This is a genomic window from Polaribacter butkevichii, assembly GCF_038024105.1.
GTDB classification, from domain to species: domain Bacteria; phylum Bacteroidota; class Bacteroidia; order Flavobacteriales; family Flavobacteriaceae; genus Polaribacter; species Polaribacter butkevichii.
Genome location: NZ_CP150661.1, coordinates 3,760,566 through 3,784,687, shown reverse-complemented (window position 1 = coordinate 3,784,687; position 24,122 = coordinate 3,760,566). Strand labels below are relative to the sequence as shown.

Sequence of the window (24,122 nt, the reverse complement as noted above, 5' to 3'; positions counted from 1 at the left end):
AAGTTTGGGATTTTTTTTATACATTAAAAACAAATACTTCTTTAAAAAAGACTAAAAGCCAATTGAACTCTTGCATACTTTAAAGATGGATTCCACAACACAGTAGTTGAAACAGGTAAACTATAATTACCCAACATTACTGTTTTAGAAGCTATAAGCCCCACATTTACTAAATCAAAATTTTCTTGACCATCACCATACAAATGCGTATCACCGTTTAAAGAAAATCCCGCTCCCACAAATCCATCTAAATTAACTTTAGCATCTTTAACCAAAGGATACGAAACCTGAACATACGTAGAATAGCGTTGTTCAAAATCTATATTTTGATCATATTGACCATCTTTACCCCCATACAACAAAACATCTGCTTCTAACGTTAAAGGAAAACTTTCTCCAAAATTATAAGACGTTCTTAAATCTAATAAATGCCCAGAAGTTTCTTTATCATAATCCCAAACATCTGGATTAACAGCTCCCCTTGTGTTATACAAATCCCATAAAGCTAAAGACAATCCATTTTTTGCATATTGTACATAGTAATTTATTTCTTTATAAGAAGTACCATCACTTTCATTAGAGAAAGACATTCCTCCCCAAAAACCAGTTGTAAAGCTACCTGATTTATTCAGTTTAATCGAGGTAAAAACTGCAACCATCGGTTTATCTGTAATAATCAACCCTCTCCAAAGATGATTCGTTTTAATATCTACATTAAAATCTATCGGACTGTCTTTTAACTCTTTATTTTGAGCAATATTTATCTGTGCCGCAAACGCAGCTACAAGTATTAATAATACTTTTTTCATTTTATTTATTTTAAAATTTATCGAATAGTTTTACGCCAAAGCAACATACAATAATGCAGCCAACACACAACCAATAACCGGACCTACAATAGGTATCCACGCATATCCCCAGTCACTACTTCCTTTTACCGGTAAAATTGCATGCATAATTCTTGGTCCTAAATCTCTTGCTGGGTTAATTGCATAACCAGTAGTCCCTCCTAAAGACAAACCAATTGCCCAAACCAAAAACGCTACAGGAATCGCTCCTAAAGACCCCAACCCAATTACCGCACTTGCATCGATATCTCCAACAAGATCAATACTTGGTCCTGCTAAATAAAGTATTACAAAGATTAAAACAAAGGTTCCAATAATTTCACTCATTAAATTTGAAAACGAATTTTTAATTGCTGGCCCCGTACTAAAACAAGCTAATTTTCCACCTTCATCGTCTGTTGTTTTAAAGTGATCTTTGTAAAACACCCACACTAAAAACGCACCTAACATAGCGCCTATCATTTCTCCTGCAAGATACTCTGGCACCAAACCCCAAGAAAGCTTTCCTGCCGTTGCCAAAGCTATGGTTACCGCCGGATTTAAGTGAGCACCACTCGAAGGTCCCGCAACAATAACCCCTACAAATACAGCCAATGCCCAACCTGTAGTTATTACAATCCAACCCGAACTATTTCCTTTTGTTCCGTTTAAAACAACATTAGCAACAACTCCATTACCCAATAGAATCATTAACATTGTCCCTAATATTTCTGCTACTAAAATTGACATATTTTAATTTTTTATTATTAAACAATTGATTAATCCTCTATCCAGTTTTGAGCACATGCCACTGCTTTATGCCAGTAATGCAACATTTTATCAACTTTCTCTTTCTCCATTTTAGGAAAAAACTCTTTATCGACAATCCATTGCGCCTGAATATCATCAACACTATCCCAATAACCTACCGCTAAACCTGCTAAATATGCAGCCCCTAAAGCAGTTGTTTCTAGTGTTTTTGGACGAATAATCTTAAAACCAAATAAATCTGATTGTATTTGTAATAATAAATCACTTGCTGCCGCTCCACCATCAACTCTTAACTCGATACTTTTTTCTCCAGCATCCGCCTCCATCGCCTTAACAATATCATACACCTGAAAGGCAATCCCCTCTAAAGTTGCACGTGCAATATGAGCATCTGTAGTACCACGAGTAACCCCAAGCATTGCCCCACGAGCATATTGATCCCAATAAGGAGCACCTAAGCCAGTTAATGCAGGTACAAAATAAACACCTCCATTATCTTCTGCCATATCTGCTAAATGATTTATACCTGGAGCTGTTCTTACCATTCTTGCTCCATCACGCAACCACTGAATCGCTGCACCACCAACAAAAACACTTCCTTCTAAAGCATAAGTAGTTTTCCCTTTAATCTTCCAACCAACGGTTGTTAATAGGTTGTTTTCTGAATACACCGCTTTCTCACCTGTGTTCATCAATAAAAAACACCCTGTACCATACGTGTTTTTAACCATACCAGGTTTTGTACACATTTGCCCAAATAAAGCCGCTTGCTGATCTCCTGCAATACCAGCAATAGGAATTTTTGTAGAAAATAATGTGGTAGCTGTTTCTCCATAGACCTCGCTACTTTCTTTAACAGAAGGTAAAATAGATTTAGGTATATTAAATAATTCTAATAATTCCTCATCCCACTCTAGGGTATGAATATTAAGTAACATTGTTCTACTAGCATTAGAAACATCAGTAATAAACATTTTCCCTCTTGTTAGCTTCCAAACCAACCATGTATCCACAGTACCAAAACACAGTTTTCCTTCTTCCGCTCTTTCTCTTGCTCCTTCAACATTATCAAGAATCCATTTTAATTTAGTTGCAGAAAAGTATGCGTCTAAAACCAAACCTGTTTTCTTTTTAATCATATCAATATGACCTTCTTCTTTTAGCTGGTCGCAATATTTTGCTGTTCTTCTATCTTGCCAAACAATCGCATTATAAACAGGTTCGCTAGTTTCACGATCCCAAACAATGGTTGTTTCTCTTTGATTTGTAATACCTATTGCCGCAATTCCCTCTCCAGAAATACCCTCTTGCGCAGTAACTTCTGCTGCTACAGAAATTTGTGAAGACCATATTTCATTAGGACAATGCTCTACCCAACCTGGTTTTGGAAATATTTGCTCAAAAGGTTTTTGAGATGTTCTAACAATTTCACCGTTATGATTAAACAGAATTGCTCTAGATGATGTTGTACCCTGATCTAATGCTAAAATTAATTTTTCTTTCATCTTTAGTTAATTGGTTTTAATTAAAATTGTTTTTATTTATAAAATATAATTAGAAGTTACTTCTAGATAAGCTGCCACTTGATCTTTCTCCCAACTTAAATCTTTCCCTAATTCTTTTGCCATTATTTTAGCAACCTTAGGAGCCATTTTTATACTTTCTTTTGCATCCAATAATTGACAACGAGTTCTTCTTGCTAAAAAGTCTTCAACAGTTCTCGCCATCTCATGCTTAACCGCCCACACAACTTGCGCTTCTATTACTTTTGATGACGGACTAATAAAACTCTCTAGATTCTCATCTTTTGCTAGTTTTAACATTTTTTCTTCATCCGAACCATAGAAATAAAAAGGTTTTGTAAAATCTACATTTTCTTTATATCCATGAATCTTTAAGTGTCTTGTTTTTGTAGGAATATGAGACCAACCATGTAATTTTTCTGACTTATTTACTAAGTCTTCACCCATTTTTCTAAAAGTAGTCCACTTACCACCAACCATGGTTAGCATACCCGATTTTGACGTATAAATTTTATGACTTCTAGAAATTTCTTTTGTTTTATCACTATGTCCTTTTGTTGCTGCTAAAGGACGTAAACCAGCAAACACACTTAAAACATCACTTCTTTTAGGGGTTTTTGTTAAATATCTACTTGCTGTACTTAATATAAAATCTACTTCCTCCTGAAGCGCAACTGGCTCTAAAGACTCTTTTTCTATAGGCGTATCTGTTGTACCCACAATAACCTTATCGTGCCATGGCACTAAAAAAAGCACCCTACCATCATCGGTTTTAGGTATTGTTATCGCGTCATCACCTGGTAAAAATGATTTATCTAAAATTAAATGCACCCCTTGACTCGGAGCAATTGTTTTTTCTGCTCCCGGAGCATCCATCTGTAAAATATCATCTGCAAACACACCGGTTGCATTTACAACTTGCTTTCCTTTTATTTCATATTCTTTCCCTTCTTCCTCATCATGCACACGAACACCCGTTACCTTACCATCTGAACCCTTTACCAATCCTGCAACCGAACAATAGTTAACCACTACCGCTCCCATTTCTACACAATTTTGCAAAACATTAATAGCCAAACGACTATCATCAAACTGACCATCATAATAGACAACACCTGCAGATATTTTATCTGGATTGATAAGAGATATACGTTTTAATGTTTTTGCTTTTGATATTCTTTTAGACCTACCCAAACTTAGTTTACCTGCCAACAAGTCATAAAACGTTAAACCAACGGTATACAAAACCTCATCATACAAACCATGCGTAGGTATTATAAATGACTGACTTTTAGTTATATGTGGCGCATTTTTTAACATCAACCCTCTCTCTACAACCGCCTCTCTAACCAAACCAACATCTCCTTGCGCCAAATATCTTACTCCACCATGCATCAACTTTGTAGCTTTACTTGATGTTCCTTTTGTAAAATCTGATTTTTCTAACAACAATACAGAGTACCCTCTTGCCGAAGCTTCTAAAGCAACACCAATACCAGTAGCTCCTCCACCAATTACAATGAAATCATACTCTTTAGTATTGCTACTTAACTTTTTTATCATTTCACTTCTAACCATAATATCTTTTATTAATTAATTGTAAACTTCTGATTGTAAAGATATCATCTTTTTAAAACAAAACGAAACATTTTGAAACATTTTTTTATATTTTTTCGAAACCCAAGGTTTCGTAAGGCTTTAAAAAGAAACAAAATGATAATATAAGCAACAAAAAAGGTAATTAACACTTTCTTTTTATTGTTTTTAACCCCAAAAACGAAACTTTAATATCGAGAAAATGTTTCAAAACGTTCATAATTTTCTTTTATGGGAATTTTATTAACTATATTTGTTACACAAAAAAATTAATAAAATGGGAATTAACATTGCTGAAAGACATAAACTAATTCTAAACAAACTAGAAAAAGAAGGACATGTTACGGTATTAGACTTAAGTAAAGAGTTTAACGTTTCTTCGGTAACCATTAGAAAAGACTTAAAACTTCTTGAAGAATTAAATTTACTATTTAGATCTCACGGTAAAGCCATTCAAATAAACCCTTACACACACGAAAGAACCGTTAACGAGAAGGAAAAACTTCATCAAGAAGAAAAAAATAAAATTGCCACAAAAGCAGCCGAATTAATTGAACCTTTTGACAGTATTATTCTAGCATCAGGAACTACCATTATACAAATGGCTAATCAAATTAAACCTACTCAAGGAATCACGGTTTTAACAGCATCTTTAAATGCAGCTTTAATTGTTTCTGAACTTCCTGACGTAGAAGTTATTCAACTTGGAGGTACTTTAAGAAAAAGTTCATCTTCTATTATTGGACCATTTGGAGAAAAAATGCTATCTGAATTTACATGTTCAAAACTATTTTTAGGTGTAGATGGTATAGATCTAGACTTTGGGCTAACCACCACAAACACCATGGAAGCATCTTTAAACCAAGTAATGATAAAATCTGCTCAAAAAATTATCATTCTAGCAGATTCTTCTAAATTTGGAAAAAAAGGTTTTGGCAGAATTTGCGGACTAGAAGAGGTAGATCAAATAATTACAGACTCTGGAATAGATGATAACTACAAAAATAAATTAACAAAACTAGGCATAGACGTTTTAGTTGTAGATGGACCTATAATTAAAACCGATTAAACAACACACACATATATAAATCTCAAACTTTGTTTGGGATTTTTATTTTAAAACAACCATTTATACTTGTTGATAAAACAATTACCAAAAAAAAATAATAACCAAGACAATACCCCCCCTAAAAACAACTGTTATTCTTATTGATTTTATGAAAGCAAAAAACTAACTTTACTTTTTACTCATTACAAAAAAAGTATTGTAAAGTGCATTTTCATTTTACACAACTAACAATCAAATAAAACAACTACTATGAATATCGCAGTTCTTATAGACGGAGACAACATACCTTCTGCCCACGTAAAAGAAATGATGGAGGAAATTGCTAAATACGGAAATCCTACTATTAAAAGAATTTATGGAGATTGGACGAGTCCGCATTTATCTAAATGGAAAAACCTTTTATTACAAAATGCCATTACTCCCATTCAACAATACGCATACACTACTGGTAAAAACGCTACAGATTCAGCAATGATTATTGATGCCATGGATATTCTGTACTCCGAAAAAGTAAATGGATTTTGTTTGGTTTCTAGTGATAGCGATTTTACAAAATTAGCTACTAGACTAAGAGAAGCCGGAAAACAAGTAATTGGTATTGGAGAAAAAAAGACTCCGAATCCTTTTATTGTTGCTTGTGATAAATTTATTTATATCGAAATCATTAGAAAGCAAACCGAAAAGAAAGAAAATACACCTCAAAAAGATAATGAAAAAGATAGTGTAGATAAAATAACATCTAAAGTAATTAAACTAATCTCTTCTACTATTTCTGATTTATCTGACGAAGATGGTTGGGCATTTTTAGGTGATGTAGGAAGTTTACTTCAAAAAAAGCAACCTAATTTTGACTCTAGAAACTATGGTTTCGATAAATTAACTCCACTTATTAAATCTATCGGTAAGTTTGAATTAGAACAAAGAGAAAACACAAAAAGCCGACATAAATTAATTTTTGTAAAAAATAAATAAAAAGCCCGTATTAAAAACACAAGCTTTTATCAGAAGAAAAAATAAATATCCAGATCATTTATCAAAAGTAAATCTACAGGTTACACTCAAATAATCATTATTTTAAACTATTATTTCGATTCTATTTTAACTATTTTTATTTATAGAGAAGTGATATCTTTGCTTTTAAACTTAAGAATTTAAAAAATGAAAAAAATAAGTCTTGCACTTTTTACCATGCTAGTAATTGCTTCTTGTACAAAAGAACATTCTAAAGAATACATTTCTTTATCAGGAAAACTAGAAAACAATAAAGATTCTATTATTACAATTTCTGGCAGAACAGGTGTTGTTAAAACCATTGCCATTAAAGAAGATGGTTCTTTTAAAGACACTTTAAAAGTTTCAAAAATAGACATCTACACTTTTCAAACAAGTAAAGAAAAAAGAGCTCCAATTTATTTAAAAAATGGATTTGATATTTCTATTAAAGGAGATGCTGATAAATTTATGACAAGCTTTACATATTCTGGAAACGGAGCTTCTAACACAAACTTTATAATGGCTCAGTTAGAAAAAAGTCAAAGTATAGGAAACCCTGCTGATATTTTTGCTTTAGATAAAGATGCTTTTGACACAAAAGTAGGTTTATTAAAAAAAGAATTTGATAGTATTTTAACTTCTTACAATGATTTAGATAGCTCTTTAGTTGACATGGCATCTAAACAAAACACACAAATGTTTGAGTATTTTGAAAAAACGTATGAATCAAACAAGAAGATGGCAAAAGGAAATGCTTCTCCTAAATTTGAAGGTTATAAAGACGCAAAAGGAGGTGAAAAATCTTTAGACTCTTTTAAAGGGAAATACGTGTATATAGATGTTTGGGCAACTTGGTGCGGACCTTGTATTAGAGAAATTCCTTCTTTAAAAAAGATTGAAAAAGAATACCATAATAAAAACATTGAATTTGTAAGTATTTCTACAGACGAATCTAGAAGAAGTGGTGGAACTTGGGAAGCTGCAGAAAAAAAATGGAGAGATTTTGTAAAAGAAAATGAATTAAAAGGAGTACAACTTTGGGCAGGACAAGATTTTAGTTTTCAACAAGCATATCAAATTTCTGGTATTCCAAGATTTATTTTAATTGATCCACAAGGAAACATTGTAGATGCAAATGCACCAAGACCTTCTGACCCTAGATTAAAAGCTCTATTAGAATCTTTGGATATTTAATATTACACACAAGCATAAAAAAAAAGCGAAATCTAAATTTAGATTTCGCTTTTTTTTATGCTTTACTTCTTTTTATTATTCTTTATAAACACCCATTGCTGCATATTTATCCATTCTTTGCATAACTAAATCTGTATCATTTAAATCTTTTAATTCTTCAAAAGCAGAAAGAATTTGCTCTTCAACAGCTTTAAAAGCTCCTGCTCTATCCGTATGTGCACCACCAATTGGCTCTTCAATAATTCCGTCAATTAATTTTAACTTCTTCATATCAGTACCCGTTAATTTTAATGCAGCAGCAGCTTGTTCTTTATACTCCCAACTTCTCCACAAAATAGAAGAACAAGATTCTGGAGAAATAACCGTATACCAAGTATTTTCCATCATATACACTCTATCACCAACACCAATACCAACAGCTCCACCAGACGCTCCTTCACCAATAACAATAGTTATAATTGGCGTTTTTAAACGTGTCATTTCTAATATATTTCTAGCAATAGCCTCACCCTGCCCACGTTCTTCTGCCTCTAAACCAGGATAAGCACCTGGAGTATCTAATAAGGTAACCACAGGGATACCAAATTTCTCTGCCATTTTCATTAAACGTAACGCTTTTCTATATCCTTCAGGATTTGCCATCCCAAAATTTCTGTACTGACGTGTTTTTGTATTATACCCTTTTTGTTGACCAATAAACATAAAAGATTGATCGCCAATTTTACCAAGCCCACCAATCATAGCTTTGTCGTCTTTTACATTTCTGTCTCCGTGAAGCTCCATAAAAGTATCTCCACAAATGGCTTTAATATAATCTAAAGTATAAGGTCTATTAGGGTGTCTAGATAACTGAACTCTTTGCCAAGGCGTTAAGTTTTTATATATATCTTTCTTAGCTTTTTCTAGTTTTTTGTCGATTTTTTTACAAGTAGCACTTACATCCACATCACTTTCTTTACCAATTAATTGGCACTTATCTAGTTGATCTAAAAGCTCTTTAATCGGCATTTCAAAATCTAAATACTCCATATTGTAATTATTTGATTTTAGTTGTTTGAATAGACAAACATACTATAAAATTCGTTGTTTTTTAAAAAAAGAAGCTACTTTTTTCTAACAGCTTTCTCTTTCAGTTTATTTCTGATGACCGTTTTATTTTTTATAATTCCGTTTAACAAAACGACAAACAATACTATAAATGCCCCAAAATAAAATTCAGGATTCATTTTTTCTTTATCACCAAAAATAAAAAGCGCCAAAATAATTGCATAAATAGGCTCTAAATTAACGGTTAACATTACTGTATAAGGTGATATATATTTCATTACTTGAACTGACGCTATAAAAGCATACGCTGTACAAATACTACTTAAAAGCAAAAGATACATCCAATCTGATGTTGATATATTAAAAAAGGCAACCGAAAAACTGTTTGTAACCAATAAATAAATAGTAATGCAAAGCACTCCAAAAAACAATTGATACAAAGAAATAATTTCTGCCGTATATTTTTTAATAAAAAGACCATTAAGAACTGCAAACAAGGCACTTAAAAACGAAGAAATTAGCGCATAAAAAATACCTAACTGGTACTGACTTTCAAAGTTAAAAATAATGTAAAGTCCAAAAATAACCACCAAACCTAGTACTATTTCTAAAGACTTAATTCTTCTTCTAAAAAAAACAGGTTCTATTAAAGCTCCAAAAAAAGCACCAGTGCTCATAGTTACCAGGGCTACAGAAACATTAGAAACCTTTATCGCTTTAAAGAAAAAGACCCAATGCAACGCAATAACAACACCTGTTACAAAAAACTTAACAAGTCCTTTTTTATCAACTTTAAATGATTTCTTTCTAAAGATAAAATACAGTACAATAAAAATAACTGCCAAGGACATTCTATACCAAACTAACGGTATAGCATCTAAGTTAATTAACGCTCCTAAAATTGCTGTGAACCCCCAAATAAAAACAATAAGATGTAACAGTAAATAATTTTTTAATTTACTTTCTTGCATTTAAATAGAGATAAATGGCTAAACAACCAAAAACAATATTAGGTAACCAAACATAAAGCAATGAGTTTACCCCAGCTACAGCACCTAAAACCTCAGCTATTTTCATTAAAAAAACATACAAAAACATAATACCAATACCTAGTGCCAAATTAACACCTGTACCACCTCTTCGTTTTCTAAAAGCCAATGCTACTGCTATTATTGTTAAAATATAAGAAGCAACAGGCAAGCTTGTTCTTTTATGAAACTCCACTAAATAGGCATTTAAATTTTTAACACCTCTTTTTTTAGAAACACCAATAAATTTTAACAACTCATTAGAAGGCATTTCTTGCGCTAAAGCAGATTTATAAATTAAATCTTTAGGTGTAAAGTTAAAAACGGTATCTATTTTAACACCTGAAAAAATACTATCTCTGTCTTTAAAAATCTTACGTAGTTTCCAGTTAGACAAAGTAAAAGCAGAGTCTTTATCACTGTACTTTATTCTATTTGCAACCAATTTAGATTTTAATTCTATACCATCATAAACTTCTGAGGTAAAATCATACCCCGAATTAGATTCTGTATCAAAACTTCGTATAAAAATGTACGTACTGTCAGTTAGCTGTAAACTAAACTCTTTTACGTATTTTAACTCGTGTTTTTGCCTACTATTTTGAATGTACTCTTTTTCGAATTTCTTTCTTTCCTTACTACTATTAGGTACCACAAAATGATTCATTGCTAAAGAAACAATGGTAATTAAAGTAGCTCCAATAAAATAAGGATATAAAAAACGAGTAAAAGAAACCTTTGCATTTGTAATGGCAATAATTTCTGTATTGTTTGATAATTTAGACGTAAATAAAATTACAGCAATAAATAATGCCAAAGGCATAAAAGTATTTGCATAATAGATAATGAAATTTTTGTAATACTCATCTACAATTTGGTAAAACCCTAAATCTGTATGTTCTAAAAAATTATCAATCTTTTCTGATATATCTATAGCAATAGCAATAGGAATCAAGATTAATAAGGTAAACACAAAAGTTACCAAAAATCGTTTTAATATGTACCAATCTATAATTCTCACTTATCGTTGTGTAATTGTTTATTTGTTTAATGGCGTAACCTGTTTACTGCTACTGAAAAACGGCTTACTTTTATAGCCTTTTATCCATTTGTTTTACCATCATATCTTTCCACTCTCTAAAATCTCCGGCTAAAATATGTTTTCTTGCTTCACGAGTTAACCAAACATAAAAACCTAAATTATGAATAGAGGCTATTTGTTTCCCTAACATTTCTTTTGCAGCAAAAAGATGGCGTAAATAGGCTTTTGAATACATGGTATCTACCCAAGTAATCCCCATATCATCTATTGGAGAAAAATCTTCTGCCCACTTTTTATTTTTGATGTTGATAGAACCATGTGCCGTAAACAACATTCCGTTTCTTGCATTTCTAGTTGGCATAACACAATCGAACATATCGATACCCAAAGCAATGTTTTCTAAAATATTAATTGGCGTACCAACTCCCATTAAATAACGTGGTTTATCTTCTGGTAAAATTTCTGTTACCACTTCTGTCATTGCATACATTTCTTCTGCAGGTTCACCTACAGAGAGACCTCCAATTGCATTTGCTTGTTGCCCTGAATTTGCAATATATTCTGCAGATTGTCTACGCAAATCTTTATATGTACTTCCCTGTACTATAGGCATAAAGGTTTGTTCATAGCCATATTTATAAGGTACTTTATCTAAATGACTGATACATCTATCTAACCATCTATGTGTCATGTGCATCGATCTTTTTGCGTAATTATAATCGCAAGGATATGGTGTACACTCATCAAACGCCATAATTATATCAGCTCCAATGGTACGCTGTGTTTCCATTACGTTTTCTGGTGTAAAAAAATGCATAGAACCATCTATATGACTCTTAAACTTTACCCCTTCTTCGTTAATTTTTCTTCTTCCAGAAAGTGAATATACTTGGTAACCTCCAGAGTCTGTTAAGATATTACGGTCCCAGTTCATAAACTTATGCAAACCACCAGCTTTTTCTAAAATATCCATTCCTGGACGTAAGTATAAGTGATAGGTGTTTCCTAAAATAATATCAGGATTTATTTCGTTTTTAAGTTCTGTTTGATGGACTCCTTTTACGGTTCCAACAGTACCCACGGGCATAAATATTGGCGTTTCAATTTCTCCATGATCAGTAGTTATTACTCCTGCTCTTGCCTTACTCTTTGGGTCGGTTATTTTTAAGTCGAATTTCAATCGTATAAATTTTGATGATTCTTGTAATTAAAATTAATCACAAAATTAAGAACGTGTATCATTACTTTGTTCTCTAGTTTATTTATTTAAATGCAAATAAACTTTATTTTCATTGCTGGCAAAGATACTATTATTTAAGAATTGATAAATAAAATGAAGTGTTATAAAAAACGAAAAGTTACAGCCCTACTTTTGTTGGCAAAAATGCGCGTTAAGGATTGCAACGAAAATCCTTTTTTATTTTTTTTAAATAAAAAAGATTGCAGCCTTTCTACTTCGCTCAAGATAAAATCCAAGCCTGACCTGAAAGGGAACGCCCAAAAACTACCAGCGTTTCTTTTTAGCTGAAAAACCGCCACTATTTCTTTTACTTTTTGGTGATGATTTTCTAAAAGAGGCACTTTTTTTATTAAAATCGTTTTTGGTTGGCGCTTCTCTTTTTTTAGAAGTTTGTTTTTTTGGTTTTTCTTTAACAACAGATGCTTCTTCTGTTTTAGAAGAGGTAGAAATCATTTTATTAATTTCGCTCATTTCTTGTTCTGTTAATTCTCGCCAATCTCCTGCTTGCAAATACCCAAGCTCTACATTCATAATTCTTGTACGTTTTAACTTGGTTACTTCATAACCTAAATACTCGCACATTCTACGAATTTGACGATTTAAACCTTGTGTTAAAATGATTTTAAAAATTTTACCACTTATTTTTTCTACCAAACATTTTTTGGTCATGGTACCTAAAATAGGAATTCCATTCCCCATTTTTTGAATAAATTCATCTGTAATTGGCTTATCTACAGAAACAAAATATTCTTTCTCGTGATTGTTACCTGCTCGTAAAATTTTATTTACAATATCGCCATCGTTTGTAAGAAATATTAATCCTTCAGATGGTTTATCTAAACGCCCTATTGGAAACAATCTTTCTGGATAATTTACATGCTTTACAATATTATTTGGTTCTCTATCATCCGTAGTAGAAACAATACCAACTGGCTTGTTTAAAGCGATGTATAAAATTTCGTCTTTCGGTTTTACAAGTCGTCCATCAAATTTTACAACGTCTTTTTCTCCTACTCGGTTTCCTAACTGAGTGGGTTTACCGTTAATTGTAATTCTGCCTTCTTTTATATATTTTTCTGCTTCTCTACGAGAGCAAATACCAGAAGAACTTATATATTTATTAAGGTTTGTAGATTTTTTATTTGTATTGTCCAAAGAAAATAATTTTATGCAAAAGTAAGTATAAGATTATAATTTTATGGGTCTAAAATTGTTATTCTTATCTAATCTATCTTTCTTTGATCAAACCATTTACCCACAAAATTTAGGTTTAAAGTAATTTTATGAAAATTCTCTTTAATTAATTTGTTTGACAAAGTACCTTCTCTACCATACGAATAAGAGATATTAAAATAATCATTGCTATATTTTTTCATAGGCAAACCTACACCGAAAGACACAAAATAACTATCTATTTGTTGATTGGATATTTTTAAAAAACCTGTGTTATAGTTTACACCTGCTCTATACTTTATATTAGACCAATAACTGTATTTTTCTTTGGCTGATACAAATTGTACACCAAAGGCATAAATAGATTGGTTTGCATAACTCTCGTTATTTTGCTGCTGATTGGTATCGCTCCAAAGTAATTTGCGATAATCTAAACTAGTGGTAATTTTTTTATTGATGACCGATGTAATTCCCACTCCGTAAGTAAGCGGAAGTTCAAAATTATCTAAATCATTTTCAACTTCACTTTCTATAGCTATTGATGTTCCGCTAGAAGTTGTTTTATAAGAACTTCTTGTTTGTGTTCCGCTTAATGATGTCGGTAACTCTAAAGTACCACCAAGCGTTGTTTCTACACCACTAAATGTTGGTAACTTGTACTGCAAACCGGTTTTTAGTTTTACACCTCCGTAATAATTTTGATCGTTAATAGAAACTAAAGAGCCTGCATAAGCCAAACTTTCTTGATTGATAGATCCAAAAAGAAAAGAAACATCTACACCAAAAGATAGGTTTTTAACCACCTTAAAACCGGTAGATAAATAAAATTTATTTAAACCTCCTTCTCCTGTTACCCTTGTAATATAAACATCTGTAGACCCTTCGATGGAATTTTCAACATCTATATTATAACCTGTTTTTGTAAAAGGAAGCAGCCCAATACCCACACCCCAATCTTTTTTTATAGGAAATGCAATGGCAATGTGTGAGATATTTCCGTTTGTAGAAGATTCACTAACACTACTAGTTTTTAAAGTAGAATACGTACCGTTTAAACCAAACTCATACAAGAACGATTTTGGTAAAATACCACTTAAACTCGCTGGGTTAAACAAATTTATTTCAAAAGGATTTGCTTGTGCAATTCCTGTATTACCTAACCCAGTTAAACCTCCGGTTGCTGTTTTGTTTTCTACCCCTAAACCAAACAAAGAATAAGGTGTATTTGTATTTACTTGTCCCAATAAAATATTTACGGATCCAATTAACACTATTAATAGTAGGCTCTTTTTCATCTTAATAGTTTAAAAATTTTACTGATAATTTTACCTCGTTATTTGTACTTGGATCATTTTCTATGACCAACTTATGCACTTCTTTTGCGTAATCTTCATACTGAATCATTAAGGCATAATTTAAATCTTCTTCTGTATAAAGAATATTTTCTACAAAGCCACTTAAATCTACCGTGTAGTAGGTGTTTTTATCAAACTCATCATTATCATTAATTAATATGGCAGAAGCAAGGTTGCCATCTATATCTGTTAGTTGTTCTATCATTCTATTTTTATGATCTACCACAAAAACCGATAACGATTCTGGCAAAGGGTTATCTTCATTATAACTCCCTAACAAAGGATTAAATGTTAAGGTTGCACTTAAGGCTGTGGCATTTTCATACAATTCAGAGAGTCTTTTTATAGAAGGAATTTCTATTCTTGGGGAAACACCAATACCTCCTTGTGCAAATAATAAATTATTGGTATTTGCACTTAATTTAATTTCTTCTCCATCCTCAAAATCTCCCACAGTACTATTAGAGAAGTTTCCCTCAATTTCATTAAACTGTTTTGCGGCACTAGAAATGGTAAAGTCTATATAATAGCTATTATCTTCACTATCATCATCTTTTACAGAATAATACAATCGCATACCAGAATTACCTTCTAAACCTGCTGTTATTTGTGCATTAAACCCTAAAACATGGCTATTAACTGTTGTATCTGGTGTAATTACTATTCCTTTAAAATATTGTAAAAAATCATCTGTTGTATTAATGTCATTATCTACAATCTTATCAAAAATTTCTTCTCCTAGAACATCATCCATTTTAATAAATAATGAATCTGTAGTTCTATTAGGCCTTGGTGTAAATGAAATTTGTCCTAAAATATCGGCATCATATTTTAAGGAAGAAGTATTGTAAAAACTACTATTATCTTCTGTTTCTACCGTTTCTGTAATTCTGTGTAGTGTATAGGTTTGTATTTTAGTTGTATCACCATAATAGTAATTATCATAATTTAAAATAAACCCAATAGAATCATACTCTGCATTAGTACCAATAGAAAGATTAGTAGTTATTAATTGTAAATATGATTTTGCAGACAAACTACCTAAGTTTTCATCAACCACATTCCCTACTAAAATTCTATTTGTGTTAGCAGTAACAATAGAATCTCGTTTAAAAGTACCTGCCTTTACCGTAAAGGTATCTATAACCCTAACCTGAATATTGTTTTCTATAAAATCACTACCAACTTCATAAACAGTAGAATCATCTGTTGCACAGGATATCAGAAAAACAAAACTTAAAACACCAATAATTAAATACCTCATTTTACTTTTTTAGCAAAAGTATTAGGGTCGTTTTCATCAAAAATCACAAAATATATAAACGCTATTTTTTTATAGACTTATCACTAAAAAACACCTCTAAACCCAATTATTAACACCTTTTAAGAAAATTAACATTTGGTTTACATGGTTATCTGTAAAATACCCCTGTTTGTCTATTTTGTACTTTTTTAAACTAAATAGCTTTTACGTTTGCCAAATAATTATGCAAATGAATAAATTAAATCTAATGAGAAAAACAAATTTAATGCAAAAGAGTAGTATGCTCTTTTTATCAACGTTGCTAATGTCTTTATTTTTTATAGGATGTAGTAGTGATGATGAAGACGACGATGAATATGGAAACTGGGTAGAAAGTTCTACTTTCGATGGAAACTCTAGAGCAAACTCTGTAAGCTTTACCATTGGCACAAAAGGATATTTAGTTACCGGTCATGATGGTGATGATTATTTAGCAGATACTTGGGAATATAATTCTGACAATGATTATTGGGTAAAAAAAGCTAGTTTTCCGGGAGTTGCAAGAAGTGCTGCTGTTGGTTTTTCTATAAACGGAAAAGGATATTTAGGTACAGGTTATGACGGAGAAAATAGGTTAAATGATTTTTGGGAATATGATCCATCATCAGATACTTGGACACAAAAAGCAGATTTTGCAGGAACCGCAAGATATGGAGCAATCGCTTTTACTATTGGTAACGATGGTTATATTGGTACTGGTTACGATGGCAGCGAACAAAAAGATTTTTGGAAATACAATGTAGCTGCAAATACTTGGGAACAATCTGTTGGTTTTGGTGGAGAAAAGCGTCAAAACGCATCTGTTTTTACCATTAATAATGTAGCTTATATTGGTTTAGGAATTCATAATGGTGCCTACGAAAAAGATTTTTATGCTTTTAATGGTACTACCTGGACAAGGTTAACAGACCTAGATGATGATGAAGACGACGATGATGATTATGAAATTCTATTAAGCAGTGGAACCGCTTTTTCTTTAAATGGAAAAGGATATGTAACTACCGGTATTTCTGGCTCTATTACCACAGAAAGTTGGGAATATGACCCAAGCACAGATACTTGGGAAGAGTTACCAGTATTTGAAGGAACTGCAAGACAAGATGCTTCTAGCTTTACTTTCGATTCGAAAGCTTTTGTTTTAATGGGTAGAAGTGGTAGTTATTATTTTGATGATGTTTGGGAATTTAGACCAGATGAATTAGAAAATGAAGACGATTAAGTTTTAGTAAACTTATTTTTCTAAATACATAGAAGATTAAAAATGAAGGCACTAATTTAAAACTCCTTCATTTTTAATCTTTTTTTTGTGATAAAAACAACAATTCTTTGGGAGACTTTTAAGAAACCTCCTTCATAGTTTTGCAATTATTAAATAACGCATAGTTTGAATACAACATTAAAAAAACTGAATACAAAAATTCTTATTCATAGCCTTATTTGGCTTTTATTCTTATCAATTACTGCTATTCAATCGTATGCACGCTTTAGCACTATACCTAATGAATTTTAAATTTTATTTTTATTGCTGCTTTTTATCTAAATTATTTGGTGTTGATTCCTAATTTTTTATTGAATAAAAAAATTGTTCTATACATTGTAATTTCTTTAGCAATTATATTTTCTGTAATTTACGGAATAGAATATTTTTTAAAAATTTCTTTAAAACCACCTTTCCACAATAATAACTTCATCCGTAATTTCCCAAGACACCGTCAAAACAACATCAATTTAAGACCCCCTATTTTACTGCTCTTATTTTTTGCTTTAAGCACTTGCATCAAACTTGTAGCCGAATGGTATAAATCAGAAAAAGAAAGAACTTTAATTGCTTCTCAAAAAGTAAATTCTGAATTATCTTTTTTAAAAGCACAATTAAACCCACATTTTCTATTTAACTCTTTAAACAGTATTTATTCTTTAGCTAATAAAAAATCTGACGATACAACTGTAGCCATTGTTACACTTTCTGAACTCATGCGGTATATGATTTATGAAGCTAATGAAGAGTTAATTTCTTTAGAAAAAGAAATAGATTACATAAAAAACTACATCTCTTTACAATTGCTACGTTTAAAAGATTCTAGTGGTGTAAAAATAAATATTCACGGAGATTTAAATTACAAAATAGAACCTTTACTCCTTATTTCTTTTATAGAAAATGCCTTTAAATACGGAACCGATTATAAAGGAAAAACAGATATTTCTATTAAAATTTCTACCATTAACGATCAATTACAACTAGAGGTTTACAACCTTTCTTCTTTGCAAAATGCCATCAATAAAGATTCTGGTATTGGGCTAGAAAATATACAAAACAGATTAAACTTATTATACCCCAAAGCACATACTTTAAAGATTACAAAGACTAAAAAATCATTTGAAGTTCTCTTAAAAATCAACTTAAAAAAATAAATTATGAAGTGTATAATTATTGATGACGAACCTTTAGCACTAGAACTATTAGAAGATTTTATTTCTAAAATTCCGTTTTTAGAATTAGTCGCATCTTGCTCTAACGGATTTGAGGCCACTAGTTTTTTACAAGAGCAAAAAATAGATTTAATTTTTACAGACATAGAAATGCCTAATTTCTCTGGAATCGATTTTATAAAATCTTTAGAAACAAAACCGATGTTTATTTTTACCACTGCATACTCCCATTATGCTGTAGAAGGTTTTAATTTAAACGCCATCGATTACCTTGTAAAACCCATTCCCTTTCATCGATTTTTAAAAGCAGCAACCAGAGCTCAAAATTTATTAAAATCAAAAAACGAAGAAGAAATACCTGTTGCAAAACAAGAAACGAATCCTGAATTTATTTTTGTAAAATCTGAATACGAAAACCTAAAAATAAATTTGTGCGATATTAAATATATTGAATCTTTAAAGGATTATATTAAAATTCATACGCATAAAGAAAAACCTATTTTAACACTTAGCAGCCTTAAAAGCTTTGAAGAAAAATTAGGCAAAACAAACTTTATACGTGTACATAAATCCTTTATTGTTTCTTTAAAACACATTTATTCTGTGCAAAGAAATAGAATTATTATTGATGATAATTGGATACCGATTGGCTTAAATTACCGTGAAGAATTTATCAAAAAAATTGATCATTAATTTACAATTCTATTGTTCTAAAGGTTAGGTTAATTCTTGGTGAATTTACTTTTTTTGTAGGTGGCAATCGATGAAGCCAATGGGTTTGAGTACCTTCTCGCATCACTAATAAACTTCCTTTTTCTAACACAATATCTATTCTTTGCTTGTTCTTTTTATGCTTAAAAGAAAACTTACGGTCGGCTCCTAAAGATAACGACGCAATAGCACCATTTTCTCGTAGCATTTTTTCTCCATCAGAATGATACGCCATTCCTTCTGCTCCTGTAGGATATAAATTTAACAAACAAGAATTATAGGTTGCTCCACTTTCTCGTTCTACAATTTCTTTTAGCGCCAACAATTCTTCAGTAAAAATATTTGCCCTTTTTGTTATTTTAGAATAGGTATAAGAATATTCAGATTCTCCATACCAAGCGACCATTCTTTTGGTGATGATTTTTTTACCAAAAATAATTGCTTCATCATTTTTAAATTGAATGGTTTCCATCAATTTTTGATAATAAAATTCACATTGTTTTTTATCTAAAACAAGTCCGTGATAATTGGTAACCCCATCAAAAGGTAAAATATTTTTGATGCTTTCTGTCGAGAATAAATCCATAAAATAAAAATACTAATTAAACTTGAAATGATTACTTTTAAACCATTAAATAAGATTCTATGCACAATAACTTAATCATATTAGCAGGTGGCGCTTCATCAAGAATGAAAAAACCTGCGACTTCTAAAAACCTAAATTCAAACGAAACTGAACAAGCCAACAACAGAAGTAAGAGTTTAATTAGTTTAGATAATTCGGGTAGACCTGTGTTAGATTACCTTTTATTCAATGCTAAAAAAGCGGGTTATAAAAACATCTATATTGTAATCAATGAAAAAGGTGGTTTGTTTAAAGAGTTTTACGGAAGTAAAGATAAAAACAACCCTTTTAATGGCTTAAATATTTCTTTTCCTGTACAATATATTCCTGCAAATAGAGAAAAACCTTTTGGCACTGCAGATGCACTTTTACAAGCAGTAGAGCAGTTTCCCGAATTAAACAATCAATTTTACACGGTTTGTAATAGTGATAATTTATACTCTACAAAAGCACTACATTTACTTAAAGAAACAGACTATAAAAATGCATTTATTTCATATAATAGAGACACTTTAGAGTTTCCTTTAGAGCGAATTTCTAAGTTTGCTCTCACCAAATTAAATGAACGTAACGAGTTGGTCCATATTCTTGAAAAACCATCAGAATTAGATGTTCCTAATTTTTACGATAGAGAACAAAAGTTAAGAGTCAGCATGAATATTTTTAAGTTTGAGGGCAAAGAATTTTATCCTTTTTTAAAGAATTGCCCTGTGCATCCTACAAGAAATGAAAAAGAAATGCAAACTGCGTTGTTAAATTATATTACAGAAACCGATAATAAAGTTGTCGGAATTCCGCTTTCAGAACATGTTCCAGATTTGTCTTCTAAAGACGATATTGCCATTGTAAAGGCATATCTAAAAAAGAATTATACTACTTTAGATTGGAATGCTTAATAATAAAAACCTTGCATTCTTAAAACTTAAAATTGCATTTTAAAACTTAAAAAAATACGGATACTTTGTTTAAAAGTATCCGTATTTTTACAGCATGGAATTTAAATTGGTATCAGAGTTTTCTCCTACGGGAGATCAACCGCAAGCAATAAAAGAACTTACTAAAAACATTAAAGGTGGTGAAAAATATCAAACACTTTTAGGGGTAACAGGTTCTGGTAAAACTTTTACCGTTGCCAATGTGGTAAAACAAGTAGACAAACCCACCTTAGTTTTGGCACACAACAAAACTTTGGCAGCTCAATTGTATTCTGAATTTAAACAATTTTTCCCTGAAAACGCTGTAGAGTATTTTGTGTCTTACTACGATTATTATCAACCTGAAGCCTACATTCCGGTAACGGGAACTTTTATAGAAAAAGATTTATCTATTAATGATGATATCGAACGTTTGCGTTTAAGCACCACTTCTTCCCTACTTTCTGGTAGACGAGATGTGTTGGTGGTGGCTTCCGTTTCTTGTTTGTATGGTATTGGAAATCCCGTAGAATTTAAGAAAAACGTAATTCCTATTCATGTTGATCAACAAATTGCACGAACAAAATTTTTACATCAATTAGTACAAAGTTTATATTCTAGAACAGAACACGAAATAAAAAGTGGAACCTTTAAAGTAAAAGGTGATGTGGTTACCATTTATCCGTCTTACGGAGATAATGGCTATAGAGTCCATTTTTTTGGTGATGAAATTGAAGAAATAGAATCGTTCGATTTAGAAAACAATACAGTTTTAGAAAGCTTTAGTGAACTGACTATTTATCCTGCAAACTTATTTGTAACATCACCAGACATTTTACAAAATGCCATTCATCAAATTCAAGAAGATATGATGAAACAGGTAGAATATTTTAAAGAAATAGGAAAACATCTAGAAGCAAAACGTTTAAAGGAGCGAACTGAGTTTGATTTAGAAATGATTCGTGAATTGGGGTATTGTTCTGGTATAGAAAACTATTCTCGTTATTTAGACGGACGAGAACCTGGTACAAGACCTTTCTGCTTGTTAGATTATTTTCCGGATGATTATTTAATGGTGATTGATGAAAGTCACGTGACCATTCCGCAAACACACGCCATGTATGGTGGCGATAGAAGTAGAAAAGAAAATTTGGTAGAATATGGTTTTCGATTACCAGCTGCAATGGACAATCGCCCTTTAAAGTTTGAAGAATTTGAAGGGGTACAAAACCAAGTAATTTATGTTTCTGCAACACCTGCAGATTATGAATTAGAAAAAACAGAAGGTATATTTGTAGAGCAAATAATTAGACCTACAGGTTTATTAGATCCTGTGATAGAAATTCGCCCAAGTTTAAACCAAATTGATGATTTAATTGAAGAAATTCAGGTTCGTGTAGAAAAAGACGAACGTACTTTGGTGACTACTTTAACCAAAAGAATGGCAGAAGAATTGACTAAATACTTAACAAGAGTAGCTATTCGTTGTCGTTATATTCATTCTGATGTAGATACTTTAGAGCGTGTAGAAATTATGCAAGATTTGCGTAAAGGTATTTTTGATGTTTTAATTGGAGTTAATCTTTTGCGTGAAGGGTTAGATTTACCAGAAGTTTCTTTAGTAGCCATTTTAGATGCCGATAAAGAAGGTTTTTTAAGAAGTCATAGATCTATAACACAAACCGTTGGTAGAGCCGCAAGAAACGTAAATGGTTTGGCAATATTATATGCTGATAAAATAACCAACAGTATGCAAAAAACCATTGACGAAACAGAAAGAAGACGTGAAAAGCAAATTGCCTACAACACCAAACACAGCATTACTCCGACTCAAATTAACAAAAAAATTGACGATACTTTGTCTAAATCTGCCGTTTCTAGTTATCATTACGACAACGCAAAACAAGTTGCTGCAGAACAAGATTTACAGTATTTACCAAAAGAGGAAATAGAAAAACGTATTAGAGATAAACGCAAACAGATGGAAGCGGCCGCAAAAGGTTTAGATTTTATTGTTGCCGCTAAACTACGTGATGAAATTGCTGTTTTGAGGGAGAAATTATAATTCTATTTAGTTTGCTTTTTATTTAATAAAAATATAAATTCGCTGTCCTTAAAATTAAGTATCCTTATTAAAGGTTTATGATGATAAGGTATTTTAAACCAGACTCAAAGAGAGTATTATTAATAAATATTTAAATTAAAAAAAAATGATTAAAAATTCAATGAAAATGATGACAGTAGTATTTGCTTCATCAATGTTATTAACTTCTTGCTACTCATATACTAGTGTTGTTGGAGAAGGTGCTAAAGGAAATTCTCAAACAACTCAATGGAATCATTATGTTGTTTATGGATTAGCTCCAGTTGGAGTTTCTGATTCTAAGCAAATGGCAGGTGGTGCAAAAGATTATACAGTACACACTAGACAATCATTTGTTAACGGATTAGTATCTGCTTTAACATTTGGAATATATACTCCATCAACTACTACAGTAACTAAATAGTTAATGAATTTAAGAAGAAAGGTAATTTATAATTACCTTTCTTTTGAATAAAAGAAAAATGAAAAAAGTAATATTTTACGTTTCAATAATAATTTCTATAATAATATTAGTTAACATCATACAAATATTAACTACAGATTTAGAACGATTAACAGAATATGGTTATGGATATTTAGCTGGAAAAATAATTCTTTTTGGAATATTTTTGACACTTACCCTTTTTACTAAAAAGTATGTTCTGAAAAATAAAAAAACAGTATAAAATCACTTTTATACTGCCAAATTCCAACTAAATAGAATCCCCACAATTTCTTAAGATATTTATAGGAAAAGTTTTATTCTTAAAGAAACTCACTTTACCCCCCTTCAATACTTTGTTCAAACAACAAACCACCTTTATACATTCCTTTTAAAACAGGCCGAATGTCTATTCCTAATTGCGTTAAACTATACTCTACTCTTGGTGGTACTTCCGGAAAAACCGTTCTAATAATTAAACCATCGTTTTCTAACTCTTTTAGCTGCTTAGACATCATACGCTCACTTATATCCGGCATTAACTTAACCAACTCACCATATCTTTTAGTACCTTGAAAAAGGTGCAAAATAATAGTGCCTTTTCTTTTTCCCTTAATGGTATTTATAAAAGTATCTATAGGACAATAACTTTTTTTCATTTTTTTTTTAGGCTTGTAAGTATTATAAACAGACAAAACAGCACAAAATGTTCGTTAGGATACAATTTGTAAGCTCTTGTGTATCAAAATATTTTAA

23 protein-coding genes are annotated in these 24,122 nt (G+C 31.3%); 10 read left to right on the top strand and 13 right to left on the bottom strand.

Annotation, left to right across the window (positions count from 1 at the left end; genetic code table 11):
• Positions 1-41: 41 nt before the first annotated feature.
• The 4 genes from WG951_RS16010 to WG951_RS15995 are packed head-to-tail and all read right to left on the bottom strand — an operon-like array spanning position 42 to position 4,699.
• Positions 42-809 carry a hypothetical protein gene (locus WG951_RS16010; protein WP_105047946.1) on the bottom strand — a complete coding sequence of 256 codons (768 nt, stop codon included), beginning with the start codon at positions 807-809 and terminating at the stop codon, positions 42-44.
• 30 nt (positions 810-839) lie between these two features.
• Positions 840-1,577 (bottom strand): MIP/aquaporin family protein, encoded by a 738-nt coding sequence (locus tag WG951_RS16005; RefSeq protein WP_105047945.1) that lies wholly within the window; start codon positions 1,575-1,577, stop codon positions 840-842.
• A 29-nt stretch (positions 1,578-1,606) separates the two neighbouring features.
• A complete protein-coding gene (glpK, locus tag WG951_RS16000; RefSeq protein ID WP_105047944.1) occupies positions 1,607-3,103 on the bottom strand; it encodes a glycerol kinase GlpK in 1,497 nt (498 codons plus the stop codon).
• A gap of 36 nt (positions 3,104-3,139) precedes the next feature.
• Positions 3,140-4,699, bottom strand: a complete 1,560-nt coding sequence (locus tag WG951_RS15995; RefSeq protein ID WP_105047943.1) for a glycerol-3-phosphate dehydrogenase/oxidase — start codon at positions 4,697-4,699, stop codon at positions 3,140-3,142.
• Between the two features lie 295 nt (positions 4,700-4,994).
• Here WG951_RS15995 and WG951_RS15990 point away from each other — a divergent pair, with 295 nt between their 5' ends.
• The 3 genes from WG951_RS15990 (at position 4,995) to WG951_RS15980 (ending at position 7,973) form a co-directional block, all read left to right on the top strand.
• Positions 4,995-5,786: a DeoR/GlpR family DNA-binding transcription regulator gene (locus tag WG951_RS15990; protein WP_105047942.1), complete on the top strand. Its 792-nt coding sequence runs from the start codon at positions 4,995-4,997 to the stop codon at positions 5,784-5,786.
• Positions 5,787-6,035: 249 nt separating this feature from the next.
• The gene (locus tag WG951_RS15985; RefSeq protein ID WP_105047941.1) at positions 6,036-6,758 is read left to right on the top strand and encodes an NYN domain-containing protein; all 723 of its coding nucleotides are present in this window, start codon (positions 6,036-6,038) and stop codon (positions 6,756-6,758) included.
• 186 nt (positions 6,759-6,944) lie between these two features.
• Positions 6,945-7,973 (top strand): TlpA family protein disulfide reductase, encoded by a 1,029-nt coding sequence (locus WG951_RS15980; RefSeq protein ID WP_105047940.1) that lies wholly within the window; start codon positions 6,945-6,947, stop codon positions 7,971-7,973.
• A gap of 75 nt (positions 7,974-8,048) precedes the next feature.
• On the opposite strand, the gene WG951_RS15975 is transcribed toward WG951_RS15980, so the two are convergent.
• The 7 genes from WG951_RS15975 to WG951_RS15945 all read right to left on the bottom strand — a co-directional run bounded on the left by WG951_RS15975 (position 8,049) and on the right by WG951_RS15945 (position 16,122).
• Positions 8,049-9,002 (bottom strand): acetyl-CoA carboxylase carboxyltransferase subunit alpha, encoded by a 954-nt coding sequence (locus WG951_RS15975; RefSeq protein ID WP_105047939.1) that lies wholly within the window; start codon positions 9,000-9,002, stop codon positions 8,049-8,051.
• 74 nt (positions 9,003-9,076) lie between these two features.
• Positions 9,077-9,991: a DMT family transporter gene (locus tag WG951_RS15970; RefSeq protein WP_105047938.1), complete on the bottom strand. Its 915-nt coding sequence runs from the start codon at positions 9,989-9,991 to the stop codon at positions 9,077-9,079.
• Positions 9,978-11,069, bottom strand: coding sequence for an LptF/LptG family permease (locus WG951_RS15965; protein ID WP_211296695.1), 1,092 nt, complete (start codon positions 11,067-11,069; stop codon positions 9,978-9,980). Before WG951_RS15965 ends, WG951_RS15970 begins: the two co-directional genes overlap by 14 nt.
• Positions 11,070-11,139: 70 nt before the next feature.
• Positions 11,140-12,270 (bottom strand): tRNA guanosine(34) transglycosylase Tgt, encoded by a 1,131-nt coding sequence (gene tgt, locus WG951_RS15960; protein WP_105047937.1) that lies wholly within the window; start codon positions 12,268-12,270, stop codon positions 11,140-11,142.
• Positions 12,271-12,594: 324 nt separating this feature from the next.
• Complete coding sequence (gene rluF, locus WG951_RS15955; protein WP_105047936.1) at positions 12,595-13,485, bottom strand: 23S rRNA pseudouridine(2604) synthase RluF; 891 nt, start codon at positions 13,483-13,485, stop codon at positions 12,595-12,597.
• Between the two features lie 68 nt (positions 13,486-13,553).
• Complete coding sequence (locus WG951_RS15950) at positions 13,554-14,798, bottom strand: hypothetical protein (RefSeq protein WP_146105242.1); 1,245 nt, start codon at positions 14,796-14,798, stop codon at positions 13,554-13,556.
• Position 14,799: 1 nt separating this feature from the next.
• Positions 14,800-16,122 (bottom strand): DUF4270 family protein, encoded by a 1,323-nt coding sequence (locus tag WG951_RS15945; protein ID WP_105047934.1) that lies wholly within the window; start codon positions 16,120-16,122, stop codon positions 14,800-14,802.
• A 247-nt stretch (positions 16,123-16,369) separates the two neighbouring features.
• On the opposite strand from WG951_RS15945, the gene WG951_RS15940 reads away from it, so the two are divergent.
• The 3 genes from WG951_RS15940 (at position 16,370) to WG951_RS15930 (ending at position 19,284) form a co-directional block, all read left to right on the top strand.
• Complete coding sequence (locus tag WG951_RS15940; protein ID WP_105047933.1) at positions 16,370-17,380, top strand: Kelch repeat-containing protein; 1,011 nt, start codon at positions 16,370-16,372, stop codon at positions 17,378-17,380.
• A gap of 350 nt (positions 17,381-17,730) precedes the next feature.
• A complete protein-coding gene (locus WG951_RS15935; protein ID WP_170062858.1) occupies positions 17,731-18,573 on the top strand; it encodes a sensor histidine kinase in 843 nt (280 codons plus the stop codon).
• 3 nt (positions 18,574-18,576) lie between these two features.
• The gene (locus tag WG951_RS15930; RefSeq protein ID WP_105047931.1) at positions 18,577-19,284 is read left to right on the top strand and encodes a LytR/AlgR family response regulator transcription factor; all 708 of its coding nucleotides are present in this window, start codon (positions 18,577-18,579) and stop codon (positions 19,282-19,284) included.
• 1 nt (position 19,285) lies between these two features.
• On the opposite strand, the gene WG951_RS15925 is transcribed toward WG951_RS15930, so the two are convergent.
• Positions 19,286-19,888 carry an alpha-ketoglutarate-dependent dioxygenase AlkB family protein gene (locus WG951_RS15925; RefSeq protein ID WP_105047930.1) on the bottom strand — a complete coding sequence of 201 codons (603 nt, stop codon included), beginning with the start codon at positions 19,886-19,888 and terminating at the stop codon, positions 19,286-19,288.
• A 59-nt stretch (positions 19,889-19,947) separates the two neighbouring features.
• Between WG951_RS15925 and WG951_RS15920 the strand changes: the two genes are divergently transcribed.
• The 4 genes from WG951_RS15920 (at position 19,948) to WG951_RS15905 (ending at position 23,610) form a co-directional block, all read left to right on the top strand.
• Positions 19,948-20,823: a sugar phosphate nucleotidyltransferase gene (locus tag WG951_RS15920; protein ID WP_105047929.1), complete on the top strand. Its 876-nt coding sequence runs from the start codon at positions 19,948-19,950 to the stop codon at positions 20,821-20,823.
• A gap of 94 nt (positions 20,824-20,917) precedes the next feature.
• Positions 20,918-22,906: an excinuclease ABC subunit UvrB gene (uvrB, locus tag WG951_RS15915; RefSeq protein ID WP_105047928.1), complete on the top strand. Its 1,989-nt coding sequence runs from the start codon at positions 20,918-20,920 to the stop codon at positions 22,904-22,906.
• Between the two features lie 166 nt (positions 22,907-23,072).
• A complete protein-coding gene (locus tag WG951_RS15910) occupies positions 23,073-23,348 on the top strand; it encodes a Bor family protein (RefSeq protein ID WP_211296694.1) in 276 nt (91 codons plus the stop codon).
• A 58-nt stretch (positions 23,349-23,406) separates the two neighbouring features.
• The gene (locus WG951_RS15905; RefSeq protein WP_105047926.1) at positions 23,407-23,610 is read left to right on the top strand and encodes a hypothetical protein; all 204 of its coding nucleotides are present in this window, start codon (positions 23,407-23,409) and stop codon (positions 23,608-23,610) included.
• Positions 23,611-23,704: 94 nt separating this feature from the next.
• On the opposite strand, the gene WG951_RS15900 is transcribed toward WG951_RS15905, so the two are convergent.
• Positions 23,705-24,025 carry a winged helix-turn-helix transcriptional regulator gene (locus tag WG951_RS15900; protein WP_105047925.1) on the bottom strand — a complete coding sequence of 107 codons (321 nt, stop codon included), beginning with the start codon at positions 24,023-24,025 and terminating at the stop codon, positions 23,705-23,707.
• Between the last annotated feature and the right edge of the window lie 97 nt (positions 24,026-24,122).